General features: G+C 60.7%; 20 protein-coding genes. 11 read left to right on the plus strand and 9 right to left on the minus strand.

The annotated features are described in order from the left end of the window. Nucleotides 1-68 precede the first annotated feature (68 nt). Nucleotides 69-1,256: an aminotransferase class V-fold PLP-dependent enzyme gene (locus tag KI235_RS06770; RefSeq protein ID WP_212795602.1), complete on the minus strand. Its 1,188-nt coding sequence runs from the start codon at nt 1,254-1,256 to the stop codon at nt 69-71. A 17-nt stretch (nt 1,257-1,273) separates the two neighbouring features. Beyond that, nucleotides 1,274-1,510 (minus strand): DUF3820 family protein, encoded by a 237-nt coding sequence (locus KI235_RS06775; protein WP_027912035.1) that lies wholly within the window; start codon nt 1,508-1,510, stop codon nt 1,274-1,276. 207 nt (nt 1,511-1,717) lie between these two features. On the opposite strand from KI235_RS06775, the gene KI235_RS06780 reads away from it, so the two are divergent. From KI235_RS06780 to KI235_RS06795, 4 genes are all read left to right on the plus strand, one after another. After that, the gene (locus KI235_RS06780; RefSeq protein ID WP_003198561.1) at nt 1,718-2,182 is read left to right on the plus strand and encodes a PA2169 family four-helix-bundle protein; all 465 of its coding nucleotides are present in this window, start codon (nt 1,718-1,720) and stop codon (nt 2,180-2,182) included. A gap of 254 nt (nt 2,183-2,436) precedes the next feature. Then, nucleotides 2,437-4,437, plus strand: coding sequence for an FUSC family protein (locus tag KI235_RS06785; protein WP_013692439.1), 2,001 nt, complete (start codon nt 2,437-2,439; stop codon nt 4,435-4,437). After that, nucleotides 4,424-4,630, plus strand: a complete 207-nt coding sequence (locus KI235_RS06790; protein ID WP_003198565.1) for a DUF1656 domain-containing protein — start codon at nt 4,424-4,426, stop codon at nt 4,628-4,630. The genes KI235_RS06785 and KI235_RS06790 overlap by 14 nt, the downstream gene beginning before the upstream one ends. Nucleotides 4,631-4,639: 9 nt before the next feature. Further along, complete coding sequence (locus tag KI235_RS06795) at nt 4,640-5,503, plus strand: HlyD family secretion protein (protein WP_013692440.1); 864 nt, start codon at nt 4,640-4,642, stop codon at nt 5,501-5,503. A 130-nt stretch (nt 5,504-5,633) separates the two neighbouring features. Here KI235_RS06795 and KI235_RS06800 read toward each other — a convergent pair whose 3' ends face one another. Beyond that, a complete protein-coding gene (locus KI235_RS06800) occupies nt 5,634-6,104 on the minus strand; it encodes a MaoC family dehydratase (protein ID WP_003198569.1) in 471 nt (156 codons plus the stop codon). Between the two features lie 44 nt (nt 6,105-6,148). After that, nucleotides 6,149-7,093, minus strand: a complete 945-nt coding sequence (locus KI235_RS06805; protein ID WP_003198571.1) for an alpha/beta hydrolase — start codon at nt 7,091-7,093, stop codon at nt 6,149-6,151. A 224-nt stretch (nt 7,094-7,317) separates the two neighbouring features. Between KI235_RS06805 and fadD2 the strand changes: the two genes are divergently transcribed. Both fadD2 and fadD1 read left to right on the plus strand, forming a co-directional pair. Continuing rightward, nucleotides 7,318-9,006, plus strand: a complete 1,689-nt coding sequence (fadD2, locus tag KI235_RS06810) for a long-chain-fatty-acid--CoA ligase FadD2 (RefSeq protein ID WP_212795603.1) — start codon at nt 7,318-7,320, stop codon at nt 9,004-9,006. A 374-nt stretch (nt 9,007-9,380) separates the two neighbouring features. Beyond that, complete coding sequence (gene fadD1, locus KI235_RS06815; protein ID WP_003198575.1) at nt 9,381-11,072, plus strand: long-chain-fatty-acid--CoA ligase FadD1; 1,692 nt, start codon at nt 9,381-9,383, stop codon at nt 11,070-11,072. A gap of 160 nt (nt 11,073-11,232) precedes the next feature. Here the strand turns inward: fadD1 and KI235_RS06820 are convergent, their stop codons facing one another. Then, complete coding sequence (locus tag KI235_RS06820; RefSeq protein ID WP_003198577.1) at nt 11,233-11,610, minus strand: hypothetical protein; 378 nt, start codon at nt 11,608-11,610, stop codon at nt 11,233-11,235. A gap of 246 nt (nt 11,611-11,856) precedes the next feature. Between KI235_RS06820 and KI235_RS06825 the strand changes: the two genes are divergently transcribed. Beyond that, nucleotides 11,857-12,807 carry a YihY/virulence factor BrkB family protein gene (locus KI235_RS06825; RefSeq protein ID WP_003198579.1) on the plus strand — a complete coding sequence of 317 codons (951 nt, stop codon included), beginning with the start codon at nt 11,857-11,859 and terminating at the stop codon, nt 12,805-12,807. Then, the gene (gene def, locus KI235_RS06830; RefSeq protein ID WP_003198581.1) at nt 12,804-13,343 is read left to right on the plus strand and encodes a peptide deformylase; all 540 of its coding nucleotides are present in this window, start codon (nt 12,804-12,806) and stop codon (nt 13,341-13,343) included. Before KI235_RS06825 ends, def begins: the two co-directional genes overlap by 4 nt. Before the next feature lie 124 nt (nt 13,344-13,467). On the opposite strand, the gene KI235_RS06835 is transcribed toward def, so the two are convergent. The 3 genes from KI235_RS06835 to KI235_RS06845 all read right to left on the minus strand — a co-directional run bounded on the left by KI235_RS06835 (nt 13,468) and on the right by KI235_RS06845 (nt 15,921). Continuing rightward, complete coding sequence (locus KI235_RS06835; RefSeq protein WP_003198583.1) at nt 13,468-13,887, minus strand: GNAT family N-acetyltransferase; 420 nt, start codon at nt 13,885-13,887, stop codon at nt 13,468-13,470. Nucleotides 13,888-14,178: 291 nt separating this feature from the next. Further along, nucleotides 14,179-14,733, minus strand: a complete 555-nt coding sequence (locus KI235_RS06840) for a hypothetical protein (RefSeq protein WP_003198586.1) — start codon at nt 14,731-14,733, stop codon at nt 14,179-14,181. A 156-nt stretch (nt 14,734-14,889) separates the two neighbouring features. Beyond that, nucleotides 14,890-15,921, minus strand: coding sequence for a LacI family DNA-binding transcriptional regulator (locus KI235_RS06845; protein WP_027912033.1), 1,032 nt, complete (start codon nt 15,919-15,921; stop codon nt 14,890-14,892). 216 nt (nt 15,922-16,137) lie between these two features. Between KI235_RS06845 and KI235_RS06850 the strand changes: the two genes are divergently transcribed. Together KI235_RS06850 and KI235_RS06855 are read left to right on the plus strand one after the other, a co-directional pair. After that, a complete protein-coding gene (locus tag KI235_RS06850; protein WP_003198590.1) occupies nt 16,138-16,671 on the plus strand; it encodes a gluconokinase in 534 nt (177 codons plus the stop codon). Between the two features lie 92 nt (nt 16,672-16,763). After that, on the plus strand, nt 16,764-18,116 hold the full coding sequence (locus KI235_RS06855) for a GntP family permease (RefSeq protein ID WP_003198592.1): 1,353 nt from the start codon (nt 16,764-16,766) through the stop codon (nt 18,114-18,116). A gap of 167 nt (nt 18,117-18,283) precedes the next feature. Here KI235_RS06855 and alaC read toward each other — a convergent pair whose 3' ends face one another. Further along, nucleotides 18,284-19,501: an alanine transaminase gene (gene alaC, locus KI235_RS06860; protein WP_003198594.1), complete on the minus strand. Its 1,218-nt coding sequence runs from the start codon at nt 19,499-19,501 to the stop codon at nt 18,284-18,286. A gap of 208 nt (nt 19,502-19,709) precedes the next feature. Here alaC and KI235_RS06865 point away from each other — a divergent pair, with 208 nt between their 5' ends. Continuing rightward, complete coding sequence (locus tag KI235_RS06865) at nt 19,710-20,372, plus strand: LysE family translocator (RefSeq protein WP_003198596.1); 663 nt, start codon at nt 19,710-19,712, stop codon at nt 20,370-20,372. Nucleotides 20,373-20,379 lie beyond the last annotated feature (7 nt).

The raw sequence follows: 20,379 nt of genomic DNA on the forward strand, positions 1-20,379 counted from the left end.
TGACGCACCGAGTTGTCAGGTTTTGGGGCCGCTGCGCGCCCCAACGGGGATAAATCCCCTCGCCACAACTACATTCGGTTCAGGTGAATAAGTGCTTGGGTCAACCGCTCGATATCACTCGCCAAGGTAATCAGCCCCGGTGTAATGCGAATGCACGGCCCGACGCTGGTATGGCGCACCACGGTGAAGATTCCATGCTCATTGAGCAATCGATCGGCCATCGCTTGTTGATCGGCTCGGGCGGTGAAGCGCATCGCGGTGATCCCGCAATAGAGACGCCGGTCATCCGGGGTCATGACTTCGATGCCCGGCACATCGCGCACGGCGCTCACCCACAGGTCACGCAGATAACAGAGGCGCGCGCCTTTGGCCGAAGCGCCACCCAGGGCCTGGTGTTCTTCGAAGACCAGCGGCAGGGTGAGCAAGGCAGGGATGTTGGGCGTGCTGTGGGGCGTGCGCGAGCGGACGTCGGTGGCGGGGTAGCTGTCTTCGTCCATGTCCGGGTCGATGTCGGCCAAGCGCTGCGGGGCGATGTACAGGAAGCCCTGGGAGAGGGGCCCGCCAATCCACTTCTGCAGGTTGAACCCGGCGAATTCGATCCCGAGCTTCTTCAGGTCGAAATCGATCTGGCCCAGGGCGTGGGCACCGTCGAGGATGATGTCGACGGCAAACTCGCGGGCACTCTCGGCGATGGCCTGGACCGGCATCACCAGCCCGGTGAGGTGGTTGACGTAGGTCAGCGCCATCAACTTGAGGCGAGGGTAGCGAATGAACGCTTCGCGGTAAGTGCCCACCAGGCTTTCGAAACTGGCCGGGTGCTGGTGGACGATTTCGATCACCTCCACGCCACGCTGGCGGGCCAGCCAGCGCATTGCACTCTTGACCGAGGCGTATTCCAGATCACAGATCAGTACTTGATCCCCTGGCTTGAGGCCGTTGTAGTTGCGAATCAGCGTCTGCAAGGCATCCACCGCGCTGCCGGCCAACCCCACGCTCTGGGGTGAAGCGTGGATAAGCTGGGCCACCTGTCGACGAATGGCTTCGCCGTGTTCACGGTCGAAATGCTGGCGCACGTACACCGAGTTGCCTCGGTTGATGAACTCGATGTTGCGCTGGTACTCCTCCACCACGGTGCGGGACATGCGTGCGAAGTAACCGTTTTCCAGGTTGAGCGGCCCGACGGGATCGACGTCATAGCGGCCGACAAACGTCTGCCAGAAAGCTTCATCGTGGGCGCGTAGCGTGTTTTCGGGCATGACGGGGGCTCAACTGGTCAGGGGCGAGGCTTGGGCTTGCCGTGTTTGGCACGCAATGGATCGAGCAGGTCCGACAGCCCGTTGTGATCGATTTCCTGCATCAGTGCCAGCAAACCACCCAACTCACCGTGAGGAAAACCCTCGCGGGCGAACCAGTTCAGGTATTGACCGGGCAGGTCAGCCAGGATTCGACCCTTGTATTTGCCGAACGGCATTTGACGCGTGACGAGCAATTCGAGCTTTTCCGGGTTCATGGCAATCGTCTGATTCAAGTCTGCCTCGAAAATACAGGCATTCTGCATGCAGGCCAAATGACAGATCATGCAAATAACGCGGATACAGTTTTCTGGTTTTTTGTTAACTGGCTGATTTTAAAGAAAATTAACTGGGTTCTTTGACTGGCATGGCCGATGCAACATCCCTTGCAGGGTTTTTTATTCACCAAGCAAAGGAACTGAAAAATGACTGACATCAACAAAGAATCCATCTCCGTCTTGAACGACCTGATCGAGACCAGCAAAGATGGCCAGGAAGGCTTCAAGACCTGCGCTGAAGACATCAAGCACCCACAACTCAAGGCGCTGTTCGTTCAACGTGCTGCCGATTGCGCGACTGCTGCGGCCGAACTGCAAGCGGCGGTTCGCTCCCTGGGCGGCGATCCGGAAACCTCCACCAGCGTCGCCGGTGACCTGCACCGTCGTTGGGTGGACGTGAAATCCATGTTCACCGGCAAGGACGAAGAAGCGGTGCTCAACGAAGCCGAGCGTGGCGAAGACCATGCGCTCAAGGCCTACAAGGAAGCGCTCGAGAAAATCACCAAGCACAACCTGGTCGGCATTCGTGACTTGGTTGAGCGTCAGTACCACGGTGTGCAACGCAACCACGACCAGGTCAAGGCCCTGCGCAACCAGGCGCGCGCCAGCTAACAACGCGTCCTGATCGAAAAAAAACGCCAGCATGCTGGCGTTTTTTTGTGGCGACGACTCAGATTTAAGGTGAACACTGTTGTGGCGAGTGAGGGCGATGGCATTTCAACTCGCTCAGCATCAAACAGAAAAGTGTGTTGTTGAATCCATCAATAATCAGCTCTGGACTCGGATAGATAGCTAGCTAATAATTGCGTCGCCTATCCCCCTGCATTGCATCTATTGTTACTGGCGTCCCCCAAAGAGTTTTTCGCGTGCCCATTACCTTCCAGGCCTTGTTTGCCCCTGACCGCCTCGCTTTGCAGTTCGCCATCAAGACGGTGCTTGGTGCTGGACTGGCGTTGTGGCTGGCGCTGCGCTGGGGGCTGGAGCAGCCGTCATGGGCGCTGATGACCGCGATCATCGTCGCCCAGCCACTGTCCGGGATGGTGGTGCAGAAGGGGTTGGCGCGATTGGTCGGCACGCTGGTGGGCACCGTCATGTCGGTGGTGTTCATGGGCCTGTTTGCCCAGGCGCCCTGGTTGTTCCTGCTGGCCTTGGCGCTCTGGCTGGGGTTGTGCACAGCGTGTTCGACGCTGCTGCGCAGTGCCTGGTCGTATTCGTTCGTGCTGGCCGGTTACACGGTGGCGATCATTGCCTTGCCAGCCATTTCCCATCCGCTGGGTGTGTTCGAGCAGGCGGTGGCGCGCTGCACCGAGATCAGCCTGGGCATTGTCTGCGCCACGGCGGCCAGTGCCTTGCTCTGGCCGTTGCGGGTCGAGCGGCAACTGGCCGGTCAGGCCCTTGCGGCCTGGCAGAGCGGCATGCTGGCCGCCCGCGTGACCCTGGCTGGCGATGTCCAGGCGCGAAAAGGGTTGCTGGAAATTCTGGGCAGGATCGTCGCGGTGGATGCCCAGCGCGAACATGCCTGGTTCGAAGGCAGCCGTGGTCGACAGCGAGCCCGAGCCATCAGCGGCTTGAGCCAGAAATTGCTGATGTTGCTGCGCCTTTCGCGCTCGGTGCGGCGGCAGTGGAAACAGCTCGACCCCGAGGAGGCCGAGGCCCTCCAACCCTGGATGAACGAGGTACAGCAGGCCCTCGATGCCGACAGTGCGACCTTGCAGGCCTTACGCCCCCGGGTATGGGATGCGTCTCACGACCCGCAGATCAGCTCGGCGCAAAGTTACTGCCTGGCGCGGTTCGCCCTGTTGCTCGATACCGCCCTGGCCGCCTGCGCAGCCTTGACGGCGGTACGGGAGGGCAGGGAGGCGGCGGATCCACCGCGAACCCTGGCGCCTCATCGTGATCTGTCCCTGGCCATGGTCTTTGGTGCTCGCAGCGCCCTGGCGTTCCTGGCGGTTGCCTGTTTCTGGCTGGCGACTGCCTGGCCCGCCGCTTCGGGTGCGCTGGTGCTGACGTGCGTGGTGTGCAGCCTGTTTGCCAGTCGCGAAAACGGCGCGCAGATCGGCATGAGTTTTCTGCGGGGCATCCTGTTGGCCGTGCCGACGGCGTTCGTGATCGGTGAACTCGTACTCCCGCAATGGAGCAGTTTTGCGATGCTCTGCATGGCCATGGGCGTGCCGTTGTTTTTCGGCGCGCTGGGTATGGCCAAGCCGCAGATCTTCGCCACGGCGACCTCGTTCTGCCTGCATTTCGTGGTGTTGATTTCACCGCTCAATGCCATGAAGTACGACGTCGCGGCGTTCTTCAACAACGCCCAGGCCATGATGATTGGCGTGGGCGCGGCGGTGCTGGCCTTCAATCTGCTGATTTTGCGCAACCCGGCCTGGCACAGCCGCCGCCTGCTGGCCGCGACCCTCCACGATCTGGTGCGCCTGACCCATCGCAGTCTGCGTGGCGCCGAGAGCTGGTTCGGCGGGCGCATGGCCGACCGGCTGTTGCAGTTGGCGCGGCATTACCCCGAATTGCCGGTGCAGGCGCGCAGCCGTTGGGATGATGGTTTGCTTGGGTTGGACATTGGCGATGAACTGTTGCATTTGCGCCTGAGCCTGGCCGTCGCCCAGGTGCCCGATACCCGGGCGCAGCGCCGTTATTTCGAAGCGCTGGAGCAGGTGCTCGAACACGGCCCGACCGGTGACCAGGCCGATGCGCTGGCCCCGGCAAGCGCCGAGCTCCTGAAGGTGTTGTCGAGCCAGCCGCCCGGTGACGCATTGAAGCTGGCCCAGGGCGCGGTGGTGCAATTGCAAAACAGCTGGCGCGCCTGGTGCCACCAGCACGAACCTGAACGACGGGAGCACAGCCATGGGCTTGCGTGAGTGGTCGATTGGCGGGGTGTTGCTCAGCCCGTTCCTGATTTATGTGGTGCTGGCGTTGCTGGTGACCGGTGCGTTGCGCCTGTTGCTCAGCCTGGTGCCGGCCGGGCGCTGGATCTGGCATGAAGCCTTGTTCGACTGCGCCCTGTATGTCTGTGTCCTGACCGTTATTACCGTGGTCCTCGGGCCGCTATAGGAGTTGAACATGCGTACATCCGTACGTGTCGCCGTCACGCTGTGCATGGTGGCCGTGGCGATCTTCGCCGGGTTTCACCTGTGGCAGTACTACATGCTCACACCCTGGACTCGCGATGCGCGGATCCGCGCCGACGTGGTGGTGATTGCACCCGATGTGTCGGGTTGGGTGCGCGAGCTCAAGGCGGTGGATAACCAACAGGTCAAGGCCGGCGATGTGTTGCTGAGTATCGACCGCGAGCGTTTCGAGGCGGCGGTGGAGAAGGCTCGGGCGGTGGTGCAGACGCGCCAGCAGCAACTGAGCCTGCGTGAACACGAAGCCAGCCGCCGTGCGGCCCTTGGACCCCAGGCCATCAGCGCCGAACTGCGGGAAAACGCCCAGATCAACGCCGGCATCGCCCGCGGCGAACTGCGCGAAGCCCAGGCCGAGGCCAAGGTGGCCGAGCTCAACCTGGCCCGCAGCCAGGTCCTGGCCCCACGCAACGGCCACATCACCAACCTGCGCCTGGCCGAAGGCAACTACGTGAATGCCGGGCAGCCAGTGATGGCGTTGATCGACGACTCGACGTTCTATGTGCAGGCCTATTTCGAAGAAACCAAGTTGCCGAGGATCCGCGTGGGCGATCCGGTCAAGATCTGGCTGATGAGCGCCGGCCATGCGCTGGAGGGTCATGTCGAGAGCATCAGCCGTGGCATTACCGACCGCAACACCAATCCCGATGCGCAGTTACTGGCGGAGGTCGAGCCGACCTTCAACTGGGTGCGCCTGGCCCAGCGGATACCGGTGCGGATCAAGTTGGACAAGTTACCGGAGGGGGTGAACCTGAGCGCGGGGATGACGGCGAGCGTGCAGGTGCGCGAAGACCCGCCTTAAATGTGGGAGCAAGGCTTGCCCGCGATGAAGATAACTCAGTCTCTCAGGGAACCGAGGCGCCTGCATCGCGAGCAAGCTCTGCTCCCACACAACGGCTCGCCACAAGTCACTCACCGTAGGCGCCTGTGAATCAACCGACGGTGATCGCCGGCAACGTCGGCAAGGTCACGGTCTGCTGCTTGCGCGGTGCGAGGATTTCGGCTTCGCCGTCCACCACCAGCTCGTCGCGCTGGTTGAACACGCGCGTGGCGATGCGCACACGGAATTTCGGCAGTTTTTCCAGGATCTCCAAGCGCACGGTCAGGGTGTCGCCGATTTTCACCGGCTTCTGGAAGCTCATCTGCTGGCCGATATAGATAGTGCCCGGCCCAGGCAACTCGCAGGCCACCGCGGCGCTGATCAGCGCACCGCTGAACATGCCATGGGCGATGCGCTCCTTGAACATGCTCGCGGCGGCGAACTCGGCGTCCAGGTGCACCGGGTTGTGATCGCCCGACATCGCCGCGAACAGCTGGATGTCACGCTCTTCGACGGTCTTGCTGTAGCTGGCGGTCTGGCCTACTTCGAGGGCTTCGTAAGGAGTGTTGGTAACCTGGGTCATCTGTTTCAAATCCTGTGAAGGAGTAAAGGAAAAATGCTGCAAGCCTACTCGCTGCGTGGCGGCCGCTTGTGGCTCAGGGCCTGGGCAATCCAGGCCAGTACGTCGGCGGTCACTTCATCGCGGTTGGTTTCATTGAACAGTTCGTGCCGGGCCTGCGGGTAAATCGTCAATTGCAGGTGCCGGATGCCGGCGTCACGCAAGGCGTCGGCCAGATCCTTCAGACGCTTGCCTTCGCTCACCGGATCACATTCGCCACCGATCACCAGCACGGGCAGGCCCGGATCGATCTGGGCGAGATTGGACGCTTTGCTGATTTGCTGCAACCCGCCGAGCAGGTCGACCCACAGTTGATTGGTGCAGCGAAAGCCACACAGCGGGTCGTGGACATACTGGTCGACTTCGGCCGGGTCGCGGCTGAGCCAGTCGAAGGGGGTACGCGTGGGTTTGAATTTCTTGTTGAAACTGCCGAACGACAGCCACTCGATCAACGCGCTGCGCCCCGTGGCACCCTGGCGCCGACGTTCGAAGCGGGCGATCAGGCGAGCGCTGCGGTAGAGCGTCACCGGTTGAAAGTTCGATCCGCTGAGAATCGCCCCGTGCAGGCTGGCGCTGTGATGCAACAGGTAACCCTGGGCGATGTAGCTGCCCATGCTGTGGCCCAGCAGCAGGATCGGGGTATCGGGGTATTGCTGGACGATGTGGTGGTTGAGGCTGGCCAGATCGCCCACGACCTTGGCCCAGCCGTCCTCGTCGGCAAAATGGCCGAGAATCGCTTCCTCGCCGGTCTTGCCATGGCCGCGCAGGTCCATGGCGCAGACACCGTAGCCTTCGTCGCACAACGCCTGGGCCAGACGGGCGTAGCGGCCGCTGTGTTCGGCCATGCCGTGGGCCAGCATGATCACCGCCAAAGGGGCGGTTTCGGGCAGCCACTGGTTGACGAACAGGCGGCTATGGTCGGTCGCGGTCAGCCAGAACGTTTGGTGGATCATGGCGATTCCTTTGCACAAAGTCAGACGCAGCGTCGCTGCATTGTATAGCGCATCCGCTGCGTCTCGCCTGATCAGGCCACGCCATGGCAGGAAGATTCACACAATCTATGACGCAGGTTGCCATATTTGCCTGATTGGCCATAGCTGCTAGTGTCCCAGGAGCTCCGCCTCTGCAAGCGATACAGATGCGGCCCGGACATGCTCAGGTAAAGAGGACAAAAACAATGCAGCCTGATTTCTGGAATGACAAACGCCCGACCGGCGTGCCCCTGGATGTTGATCTTGGGGCCTACAAGTCGGTGATCGAGGTGTTCGAACGTTCCTGTAAGAAATTTGCCGACCGTCCGGCGTTCAGCAACATGGGGGTGACCCTCACCTATGCCGAGCTGGAGCGCTACAGCGCGGCTTTCGCCGGCTACCTGCAAGCCCATACCGACCTGGCGCCGGGTGATCGAATCGCGGTGCAGATGCCTAACATCCTGCAGTACCCGATCGCCGTGTTCGGTGCCTTGCGCGCCGGGCTGATCGTAGTCAACACCAACCCGTTGTACACCGCGCGGGAAATGCGTCATCAGTTCAAGGACTCCGGTGCCCGGGCGCTGGTGTACCTGAATATGTTCGGGCAGAAAGTCCAGGAGGTGTTGCCCGATACGGACCTGCAGTACCTGATCGAAGCGAAGATGGGTGACCTGATGCCCACCGCCAAGGGCTGGCTGGTCAACACGATGGTGAGCAAGGTCAAGAAAATGGTCCCGGCCTATTCGCTGCCCCAGGCCATTTCCTTCAAGAGCGCCTTGCGCCTGGGGCGCGGCCAGGGCATCAAGCCGCTGAAAGTCAGCCTCGACGATATTGCGGTGTTGCAATACACCGGCGGCACCACCGGATTGGCAAAGGGCGCGATGCTGACCCACGGCAACCTGGTGGCCAACATGCAACAGGCCCGGGCCTGCCTGGGGCAGCTCGGCGATGACGGCCATCCACTGTTGCGCGAAGGCCAGGAGGTCATGATCGCACCGCTGCCGCTGTACCATATCTATGCGTTCACGGCGAACTGCATGTGCATGATGGTGACCGGCAACCACAACGTGCTGATCACCAATCCGCGGGACATCGGTGGTTTCATCAAGGAACTGAAGAACTGGCGTTTCTCGTTGCTGCTGGGGCTCAACACGTTGTTCGTGGCATTGATGGACCATCCGGATTTCAAGACCCTGGATTTTTCCAGCCTCAAGGTCACCAACTCGGGCGGCACGGCGCTGATCAAGGCCACTGCCGAGCGTTGGGAGCAGATCACCGGTTGTGGCATCACCGAAGGTTATGGCCTGACCGAAACTTCGCCAGTGGCCTGTGCCAACCCTTACGGCGGCAAGTCCCGGTTGGGCACGGTGGGGATGCCGGTGCCAGGCACGCTGATGAAAGTGATCAACGACGATGGCGTCGAGCAGCCCCTGGGCGAGCGCGGTGAGCTGTGCATCAAGGGCCCGCAGATCATGAAAGGCTACTGGAACAAGCCTGAGGCCACGGCCGAAGTGCTGGACCACGAGGGCTGGTTCAAGTCCGGGGATATCGCGGTGATCGACCCGGACGGTTTCGTGCGCATCGTCGATCGCAAGAAGGACATGATCATCGTCTCGGGCTTCAATGTGTACCCCAACGAGATCGAAGACGTGGTGATGGCCCATCCCAAGGTGGCCAACTGCGCGGTAATCGGTGTGCCGGACGAGCGTTCGGGGGAGGCGGTGAAGCTGTTCGTGGTGGCGCGGGAAACCGGCGTCAGCCTTGAAGAACTCAAGGCCTACTGCAAGGAGAACTTCACCGGCTACAAGGTACCCAAGCACATTGTGCTGCGGGAGTCGTTGCCCATGACGCCGGTGGGCAAGATTCTGCGGAGGGAGCTGCGCGATATTGCCTGAGGTCCGCCGGGGTATCTGTCCTGACGAAAACCTGTGGGAGCACAGCTTGCTCGCGATAGCGGTGGAACAGCCTCATTTGTATTGGCTGACATATCCCTATCGCGAGCAAGCTGTGCTCCCACAGTTGTTTGATTCAGAGAGATTTAACAGGCTGTAGATTTTTTACTCTAAAAATGACCATAAAATATTCATGAGTCATGTTTGTGACTGTGGGGGCTGCTTTTGGCTCTAGTCGGCCCCTGGCAAAGCTGCTACTCTCGGCGCGCTTTTGTGACTTCTCGGCCTTGATTCAAGCCAGATTCACCAATAAACACACACCAATAATAATCGCATCAAATGCGGTGAGAATTCGCGTTGCTGAGGAGTGGGCTTCCATGATTGAAGACTTTTGGAAGGATAAGTACCCAGCTGGGATTGCTGCCGACATCAATCCAGACGAGTATCCGAATATTCAGGCGGTGTTGAAGCAGTCCTGCCAACGCTTTGCCAACAAGCCGGCATTCAGCAACCTCGGCAAGACGATCACCTACGGTGAACTCTACGAGTTGTCCGGTGCCTTTGCCGCGTACCTGCAACAGCATACCGATTTACAGCCCGGCGATCGAATCGCCGTGCAACTGCCCAACGTTCTCCAGTACCCGGTGGCCGTGTTCGGGGCGATCCGCGCCGGGCTGATCGTGGTCAACACCAACCCGCTGTATACCGCGCGGGAAATGGAACACCAGTTCAACGACTCCGGGGCCAAGGCGCTGGTGTGCCTGGCGAACATGGCGCACCTGGCCGAGACCGTGGTACCCAAGACGAGCGTCAAGCACGTCATCGTCACCGAAGTCGCCGACCTGCTGCCGCCGCTCAAGCGCCTGTTGATCAACAGCGTGATCAAGTACGTCAAGAAGATGGTCCCGGCCTATCACTTGCCCAAGGCCGTCAAGTTCAACGATGTGCTGAGCAAAGGCCACGGCCAACCCGTGAGCGAAGCGAACCCCACCAGTGACGATGTGGCCGTGCTGCAATACACCGGCGGCACTACTGGCGTGGCCAAGGGCGCGATGCTCACTCATCGCAACCTGGTGGCGAACATGCTGCAGTGCAAGGCGCTGATGGGCTCCAACCTCAATGAAGGTTGCGAGATTCTGATCACGCCGCTGCCGCTGTACCACATCTACGCCTTCACCTTTCATTGCATGGCGATGATGCTGATCGGCAACCACAACATCCTGATCAGCAACCCGCGTGACCTGCCGGCGATGGTCAAGGAGCTGTCGAAGTGGAAGTTCAGCGGTTTCGTCGGCCTCAATACGCTGTTCGTGGCCCTGTGCAACAACGAAGCCTTCCGCAAGCTGGATTTCTCTGCCCTGAAAGTCACCCTGTCTGGCGGCATGGCCCTGCAACTGGCAGCAGCCGAGCGCTGGAAAGCAGTGACCGGTTGCCCGATCTGCGAAGGCTACGGCATGACCGAAACCAGCCCGGTGGCCACCGTCAACCCGATCCAGCACATCCAGATCGGGACTATCGGCATTCCGGTGCCGTCGACGCTGTGCAAGGTGATCAATGACGCGGGTGTCGAACAGCCATTGGGCGAAATCGGCGAATTGTGTGTGAAAGGTCCGCAGGTCATGAAGGGCTACTGGCAGCGCCAGGAAGCCACCGACGAGATCCTCGACAGCGAAGGCTGGCTCAAGACCGGTGACATTGCGTTGATCCAGCCGGACGGCTACATGCGCATCGTCGATCGCAAGAAAGACATGATCCTGATCTCCGGTTTCAACGTGTACCCCAACGAACTGGAAGATGTGCTGGCAACCCTGCCGGGCGTGCTGCAGTGCGCGGCCATCGGCATACCGGACGAGAAGTCCGGCGAGGCGATCAAGATCTTCATCGTCGCCCGGCCGGGTGTCACGTTGACCAAGGAACAGGTGATGGAACACATGCGTGCCAACGTCACCGGCTACAAGGTGCCCAAGGCCGTGGAGTTCCGTGATGCCTTGCCGACTACCAATGTGGGCAAGATCCTGCGGCGCGAGTTGCGGGATGAAGAGCTCAGGAAACTGGGGCTGAAGAAGTAAGACCGTTGCCAATGAAAAGCCCCGCTGATGCGGTGATGCTATTCACTTAAGGAAACGGCGCTTTTCCGAGGGAGGGAAAGCGCCGTTTTCTTTTGGGCTGGATTGGGTACATATCCGTTACCGCAGCAACGGATCTACACACCAAAGCTAGGAAATCGCATTACAACCTGAACTGCGCAAAATCCAGATTGGTACCCCCCGGACGCATGTCCTGCAGGTAGGAATCCTTGTCAGCGCTCAATTCCAGGCTCAGGGCCGCCTTGCGCTTGCCCTGGTTGCGCACTTCCAGGCCTTCCATTTTCTCGCGCAGGAACACGGTCGGCACCTTCAGGTGCAGCAGCTCATCGGTGGCCGGCGTGTGCAGCAGCAGGTGAATCCATTCGTATTGACCAATGGCCAGGCGCCCCACCGGGATATCGAACCAGAAGATGTTGCGGTTACGGTTCAATTCGCTGAAGTGGCAGTTGTTGACGCCCAGTACGGCGCCGCCCAGTTCCTGGTTTCTGCGGGCGATGGCCTGCTTTTTATCGAGTTTCATAACGTTCCTACGGGGTTGGAGCTTCAGGCCGCAGCCTGAATACGTGGGGCATTCTCGGTGGTTGCCGGGCAAACATAAAGCCCCGGCTGTAGGAACAATGAAACTTGGCTTGGCAATCGTCGGTCAATTCAGCGTCGGGCATGAAAGACGAAATTGATCCAACGTCGCCAAACAGGCTACTTTGTTGTGATAACGGCCCCTGAGTCGCCAAGCGACCCCCTTTTTTTGCGGCGAAAGGAGACGCACATGATGTTCCCGGCCTTGAAAGGCTTACCCTTGCATCGTGTGATGATGCGCACCGTGACCGAGTTTCTCGACGACGAGATGTCGACCTACGCCTCGGCATTGGCTTACCAAATGCTGTTTTCGCTGTTTCCTTTCATTCTCTTTTTGATCGCATTGATCGGCTTCCTGCACCTGCCGGACTTCTTCTCCTGGCTGCGCCTGCAATCGGAGCTGGTGCTGCCGCCCCAGGCCCTGGAGCAGGTCAACCCGGTGATCGACCAGCTCCAGCAATCCAAGGGCGGGCTGTTGTCGGTGGGTATCGTCATTGCGTTGTGGACCGCCTCGGCGGGCGTGCGGCTGATGATGAGCGCGATGAACGCCGCCTACGATGTGGTCGAGGGCCGTCCGGCCTGGAAGCGTTTTCCGCTGTCGATTTTCTACACCATCGGCATCGCCGGCATGCTGTTGGCCGCCGCTGCACTGATGGTGCTCGGACCGCAGGTGATGGGCTGGATCGCGGCCCAGGTCGGATTGGAGACGTTCATCGTCACGCTGTGGACGATCGTGCGCTGGCCGGTGATTGTGTTTCTGTTGATGGTGGCCGTGGCGCTGATCTATTACGTGATGCCCGACGTCAAGCAGGAGTTCCGCTTCATCACCCCGGGCTCTGTGCTGGCGGTGGTGGTGTGGATCGTCGCCTCCCTGGGATTCGCCTTCTACGTCAAGACCTTCGCCGACTACAACGCCATGTACGGCAGCATCGGTGCGATCATCGTGTTGTTGCTGTATTTCTATATTTCTTCGGCGGTGCTGCTGCTCGGTGCGGAGATGAATGCGGTGATCGAGCACATGTCCACCGAGGGCAAGAACCCGGGCGAAAAGAGCGCGGGCGAGCACGAAAAACAGCATGTGTCGGGCCTGGGCCGCGACCATTCCATCCCTCATCCCCACCCTGACGAAGCCCGACCATGATCCGTGACATCCTGAAAATGGGCGACGAACGCCTGCTGCGTATCGCCCCACCGGTGCCCGCCGAAATGTTCGACAGCCCAGAGTTGTGGCAACTGATCGACGACATGTTCCAGACCATGGAAAGCGTCGGCGGTGTCGGCCTGGCGGCGCCACAGATCGGCGTGGACCTGCAACTGGTGATCTTCGGCTTCGAGCACAGCGAGCGTTATCCTGACGCCGAGGCGGTGCCCCAGACCATCCTGATCAACCCGCTGATCACCCCACTGGGCCCGCAGATGGAAGAGGGCTTCGAAGGTTGCCTGTCAGTGCCGGGCCTGCGCGGGGCGGTCGAGCGCTACCAGGATATCCGCTACGAAGGCTTCGATCCCAAGGGCGAGCCGATCGTGCGTTACGCCTCGGGCTTTCATGCGCGGGTGGTGCAACATGAATGCGATCACCTGATCGGGCGCTTGTACCCGTCGCGTATCAGTGATTTCAGCAAGTTCGGGTTTACCGAGGTGATGTTCCCGGACCTGGACCCTACGGCCGACGATTGATAACCCACCACAGAACACTGTGGGAGCGAGCTTGCTCGCGATTGCGGTGTGTCAGCCACTATTGATGCAACTGACCTGACGCCATCGCGAGCAAGCTCGCTCCCACAATGGGGTGTGTTGATTTTCAGGATTTTGCAGGCGCAAGCCCCATCGCAATCATCGGCTTGCTACGCGCATACCGGCTCAGGCGTTCGGCCATCGCATAGGGCAGTTCGGGGTCGAAGCTGAAACCACTCCGTTCATAAAAACCGCGCAGATCCGGGTGGCAGAACAGCCACACCGGTTCATTCACGCCGTTCACCGCTTCGGCGATCAACCGTGCGGCGATGCCTTGTACTCGGTACGCCGGGGCGACGAACAACCCTGTCAACCAATGCCCACCCGACACCGGCCGCAGGCACAGGGCGGCGACGATCTCATCGCGCCGCGCCACCCAGAGCTGCGCGTCACGCACCGCTTTCATCGAGGATTGGTGGGCGCGATAGAACTTGTTCATCAGCGGCCAGAGCGACTCTTCGAGCGCTGCATAATGGATTTCGGACATGACAGGGTCGTGGGCGATAAGGGGAGGGCGATTATAAAAGAACGCAGGTGCGGCGATAGGTGTATACCTGACTTCACATCCCGTATGAGTGGAGTACGTATCATGGCCAAAGGCATGGATTCAAAAAAAGCGGCAAAGAAAAAACCGGCGAAAACTGCCGATGAAAAGCGCGCCGACAAAAAAACCAAGAAGGTGAACCTGTTCGGTCATTGAACCGATACTGCTTCGGTTGGCCTCAGGTTTGAGCTGGGGCGCTAACCCCCAGCTCAAATGCTCCGCCATGCGCGAGGCTTAAAGCGAGGCGAGAAACATATCCGTGGCCGAGGCTTTGTCGTCGGTGCGGCTCTGCTGGGCCTTTTCCACCTGTGCGATCGCCGACTTGTCCTGCATGCGCTGGGCAATTTCCTGGCTGACTGCCATCTGCTTCTCGGGCGGCATCGCCTCGAACTCTTCCTCGGTAATGCCCATCTCTTCGAGAATGCTGTCGCGCAGGCGCTCTTCGGGCGTCTTGCTCATGTAGTCCTTGAATTCTGCCGTCGCAGAACCACCCAATGTCGTGGTTTCTTCGGATGCTGGTGAAGCCACGGTCTGCAATTGCACGCGGGTCTTGGCGAACGCCTCGTCGACGTTGTCGCTGATGGCGGTGCTCGCATTGACCTGTTGCGTGGCTCGTTGGGTGAAGGACTCCTGGACCTGGGCAGCGCCCTGGCTGGCCTGGGCCTGGACGTTATCGCGCAAAGCCTGCAACGCGGCACTTTGCAGGCCGCTGGCGGCTTCGGCAGTGGGATCTTCGCCCGGGCGTTTGAGCGGCAAGACCATCGCTTGCTGTTTTGCACTGACCAACATGATGAATACCTGTGGGTAATGACTGAGCGATGGGCAGGAGCAATTCCCATGCCGTCGCCGCGAGGCCCGTATTCCAACGCGATGGGCTGGCGCGGGGCGAGCGGGGCGGCCAATCCTTGCCGTTCGTCGGCATGGATCGACCGCATCGTGCCGGGCTCAGGTGCTTTCGCGGACCTTGAGCTCAAAGCCCATGTCCACCACCGGCTGCGCGATGCGGTTGCCGGCCATTAACGTCAGCATTTGCTCGGCTGCGCGGCGGCCGATGGCTTCCCGTGGGGTGCTGATGCTGCTCAGGCGCGGCACCGTGTGGGCCGAGGCGGGCAGGTCGTTGAAGCCCAGCACCGCAACCTGCTCGGGAATCTTGATGCCGCAGCGAAGGGCCTCGAACAAGGCACCGTGGGCCAGGTCGTCGTTGCCGAAGAAGATCGCATCGACATCGGGGTGGTTGTCCAGCAACTGCAGGAACAATTCGCCGCCCAGGCCTACCGATGACGGGCGCGGGGTCAGCAGTTCCAGGTCCGGGTCATACAGACCGGCTTTCTGCAGGGCGCGGCGAAAACCTTCGCCACGCAGCAGGGTGCGTTGGTCCAGTTGCGCGCCGATGTAGGCCAGGCGCTTGCGGCCCTTGGAGATCAGATGCTCGGCCGCCGTTTCGCCGGCCTTGAGCTGGGAGAAGCCGACGCAATTGAGCCCCGCGCCGGGGTCCAGTTCCATCATGTACACGCAGGGAATATTGCTGGCCTCGATCATGCGTCGGGCGCTTTCGGTGCGGTCGAAACCGGTCAACAGCAAACCACGCGGCTGATAGGCCATGTAGTTGCGCAACAGGTCTTCTTCTTCGTCCCGGGAATAGTGGTAGTTGCCGATCACCACTTCGAAACCCTTGGGTCGCAGGACCCGATGAATGGCTTCCAGGGTGTCGATGAACAACAAGTTGGACAACGACGGCACCAGCACCACCACCGAATGGCTCTGGGCCGAAGCCAGGGCGCGGGCGGCGGGGTTGACGACGTAGTTGAGCTCCACGGCGGCCTGGCGGACTTTTTCCACCAGATCGACGGCTACGGTGCTGACGCCGCGCAGGGCGCGGGAGGCGGTGATCGGGCTGACACCGGCCAGGCGTGCGACTTCGTTGAGCGTAGGGCGACCGGTGGTGCGAGTATTCTTATCGTTTTTAGGGGCGGTCATCAGGGCGGCTTGCCAAACAAAAATCAAGGCACTAAGGTAGCGCTGTCTCGACGCGGCTGCAATTGCGTAAGTGGGGTTTGCCTGATCCCCCGTGTGCTGGTGTCGTGAACGAACATGCTGCAACCACAAAAATGACAAGAAGGCGTCGGCAACTTCTGCTTTTGCTGCGGTGTCATAACTGGCAAAGGTAGCGCTGTCTGCGCGCTGAGGTGTTACATGAATAATCCCATCACCGCCCTGGTCATCATGGGCGTTGCCGGTTGCGGCAAAACTTGCGTCAGCCAGGCGCTATGCGAGCTGAGCGGCGCCACTGCCATTGAAGGCGACACTTTCCACCCAGCGGCCAACATCCAGAAGATGAGCGCCGGTATTCCCTTGAACGACGACGACCGTGCCGGCTGGCTCGACAGCCTGTGCGATGAGTTGCGCCGTGTCGATGCCACGGGCGAGCGCCCGGTGCTGACCTGCTCGGCCCTCAAGCACAGTTATCGCGAGCGTCTGCGCAGTGCCTTGCCTGGCCTGGGCTTCGTATTCCTTGAATTGACCCCCGAAGTGGCCGCCGACCGCGTTTCCCATCGTCCCGGCCATTTCATGCCGTCGACCCTGATCGACAGCCAGTTTGCCACCCTTCAATCCCCTGTCGGCGAGCCCCTGACCCTGGCTCTGGATGCGTCCAGCCACAGCGTTGAAGAGTTGGCGCATCAGGCTTACGTCTGGTGGTTGGACCATGGTTTGAAGCTTGCCGGCTGAGTTTCAAAAAATTTGCGTCAGAAAGATAGCGCTACCCCGACGGCTAACCAATAACTGCTTCAATAACAACAACAAATCAGGAGACACCTCCCATGTTCGGCATGTCCCACGAGACGTTCCTGCTGCTTGATGCAGTGGTCACGGTGATCGGACTCATCATCCTCATCACCAAGTTCAAATTCCACCCGTTCATTGCACTGACCATCGCCGCCGCGTTCCTCGGCCTGACGTCGGGCATGCCGACCGGCACCATCATCAAGGCGTTCCAGGACGGCTTCGGTGGTGTGCTGGGCTTTGTCGGCATCATCCTGGCGCTGGGCACGATGCTCGGCAAAATGATGGCCGAGTCGGGCGGGGCCGATCAGATCGCCCAGACCCTGATCCGCGCCTTCGGCAAGGACAAGGTGCAGTGGGCCATGATGTTCGCCGCGTTCCTGGTGGGCATCCCGCTGTTCTTCGAAATCGGCTTCGTGTTGCTGATCCCGCTGGTGTTCATCGTCGCACGTCGCACCGGCGTGTCGATCATCAAGATCGGTATCCCGCTGCTGGCCGGTCTTTCCGCCGTCCACGGCCTGGTGCCGCCGCACCCGGGGCCGCTGCTGGCGATCGGCGTGTTTGGCGCGGACATCGGCAAGACCATTCTCTATGGCCTGATCGTAGCGCTGCCGACGGCCATCATTGCCGGGCCGATCTTTGGTACGTTCATTGCCAAGCACATCCCCGGCCATCCGAACCAGGAGCTGGTGGACCAACTGGCCCGCGAGACGGACTCCGCCGAACTGCCAAGCTTCAGCATCACCCTGATCACCGTGCTGTCGCCGGTATTCCTGATGTTGCTCAAGACGTTCGCTGACGTAGCGCTGCCCGATGGCAACCTCTTCCGCGCCTGGATGGACATGATCGGCCACCCGATCTCGGCGTTGCTGCTGGCGTTGCTGCTGTCGCTTTACACCTTCGGCTACAAGCAGGGCATCGGTGCCAACCAGATGCTCAAATGGCTGGATGCCAGCCTTGCGCCGACCGCCGCGATCATCCTGATCATCGGTGCCGGTGGTGGCTTCAAGCAGATGCTGGTGACCAGTGGTGTGGGCGACGTGATCGGCCACATGGCGGTGAGTGCGCAGATCTCGCCGATCCTGCTGGCGTGGCTGGTGGCTGCGGTGATCCGCATTGCCACAGGCTCGGCGACGGTGGCGACCATTACCGGTGCCGGGATCGTGGTGCCAGTGGTGGGGATGATGCCGGGTGTGAACCGTGAGCTGCTGGTGCTGGCGACCGGTGCCGGTTCGTTGATCCTGTCCCACGTCAACGACGCGGGCTTCTGGCTGGTCAAGCAGTACTTCAACATGACCGTGGCCGAAACGTTCAAGACCTGGACCGCGATGGAAACCATCCTGTCCGTGGTGGGGTTGATCTTTATCCTGCTGCTGTCGCTGGTGGTCTGAACCAGAGCAATACCCAACTGTGGGAGCGAGCTTGCTCGCGATGGCGGTGTAACAGTCGACAGAGATGCTGACTGTTATGTCGCTATCGCGAGCAAGCTCGCTCCCACACTGGTTTCGGGTGATCAACAGATCCAGGGTGGGAGCAAACTCCCACCGTTGTTTTTGCGTCAGGCGCCAGGTTTGTTTATCAACCCATCCGCCCGGAACATCCCACGTATCCCGCGCACGGCCTGGCGAATCCGGTCCTGGTTTTCGATCAGCGCGAAGCGCACGTGATCATCCCCATATTCCCCGAACCCCACCCCCGGCGAGACGCAGACCTTGGCTTCGGCCAACAGCTTCTTGGCAAATTCCAGTGAGCCCAGATGGGCATAGGCTTCGGGAATCTTGGCCCAGACGTACATCGACGCCTTGGGGTTTTCCACCATCCAGCCCAGTTCATGCAGGCCCTTGACCAGTACGTTGCGGCGCTGGCGGTACTGCTCGGCGATGTCGCGCACGCATTGCTGGTCGCCTTCCAGGGCGGCGATGGCGGCCACTTGCAGCGGGGTGAAGGTGCCGTAGTCGTGGTAGCTCTTGATCCGCGCCAGGGCGTTGACCAGTTCCGGGTTGCCCACCATGAAACCGATGCGCCAGCCGGCCATGTTGTAGCTCTTGGACAGGGTGAAGAACTCCACCGCGATGTCTTTCGCGCCAGGCACCTGCATGATCGACGGGGCTTTCCAGCCGTCGTAGACGATGTCGGCGTAGGCCAGGTCGTGGATCACCAGGACGTCGTACTGCTTGGCCAGGGCGATGACCCGTTCGAAGAAGTCCAGCTCCACGCACTGGGCGGTGGGGTTGGAGGGGAAGCCGAGGATCATCATCTTCGGCTTGGGAATCGAGCCGCGAATGGCCCGCTCCAGTTCAGCGAAGAAATCCACCCCTGGCACCAGCGGTACCGAACGCACCTGGGCGCCGGCGATCACCGCGCCGTAGATGTGGATCGGATAGCTGGGGTTGGGCACCAGCACCGTGTCGCCCTGGTCCAGGGTTGCCAGCATCAGGTGGGCCAGGCCTTCCTTGGAACCGATGGTGACGATGGCTTCGGTTTCCGGGTCGATGTCCACCTCATAGCGGTCCTTGTACCAGCGCGAAATGGCGCGGCGCAGGCGCGGGATGCCTTTGGAGGTGGAATAGCCGTGGGTGTCTTCCCGCTGGGCGACGGTGACCAGCTTTTCCACAATGTGCGGGGGCGTGGCGCCGTCGGGGTTACCCATGCTCAAGTCGATGATATCTTCGCCGCGCCGACGCGCAGCCATCTTCAGCTCGGCAGTGATATTGAATACGTACGGGGGGAGTCGATCGATACGCGCAAAGCGGCGCGGCGAACCTTGTTCGGCCATTGTTGCCTCGAGATACGTGAGCGCCCGGAACCGTCCGAGCGACGTTGGCCACTGCGGTGGCCTGCGGCGCAAGATAATCGGGCGGATGTCGGATTGTCCAGTAGCCGCGCACAACTATTTTCGACGACACTGTCGACCTCGCCACGCAGCCATCAACGCCGGCTGCGGGCAGTTGAATTCGCTGTAGCCCAATCGAACGGAATGAATGATGGAATTTTCCAGCGGTTTCCTGCTGAGTCTCTCCCTGTGCCTGGACATAGGCGTGGCCAATATCGCGATGATCACCCTGGCGATGCAGCGCGGTTACTTCCAGGGTTTCGCCCTGGGCCTGGGCACCTGCGTGGGCGACCTGGTCTACGCCGTCCTGGCCCTGGCGGGCATGACTGTCCTGCTGCAATACGAAGCGGTGCGCTGGGTGCTGTGGCTGGGTGGCTCGGTGCTGTTGCTGTATTTCGCGGCGAAGATGATCCATTCGGCGATCTATCACAGCGCCGTGCTGGCCGAGGCTGGGGAGGTGCAGGGCAACTCCCCGCGCCAGGAGTTCTTTCGCGGGATTTTCCTGGCCATGTCATCGCCCAGTGCCATCCTCTGGTTCGCTGCGGTGGGCGGCACACTGATCGCGCGTTCGGGTGGTGGCACCTTGCTCAGCTCGGCGCTGTTCCTCAGTGGTTTTCTCTGTGCCGGGTTGTTGTGGTGCGCGGCCCTGTGCCTGGCGGCGACCCAGGGCGGCAAATTGTTGGGGGATAAACTGCTGCGTTACTCCTATTGGGCATCCGCCGCGATCTTCTGCTATTTCGCGGTGTACGTGATTGTTTCTGGCTACAACGAGTTTGTCGGAAAAGCCGTCACCAGCGCCTTGCCTGGAATCTGACAAGCGA

This window comes from Pseudomonas sp. St386 (assembly GCF_018325865.1).
Classification (GTDB): domain Bacteria; phylum Pseudomonadota; class Gammaproteobacteria; order Pseudomonadales; family Pseudomonadaceae; genus Aquipseudomonas; species Aquipseudomonas brassicacearum.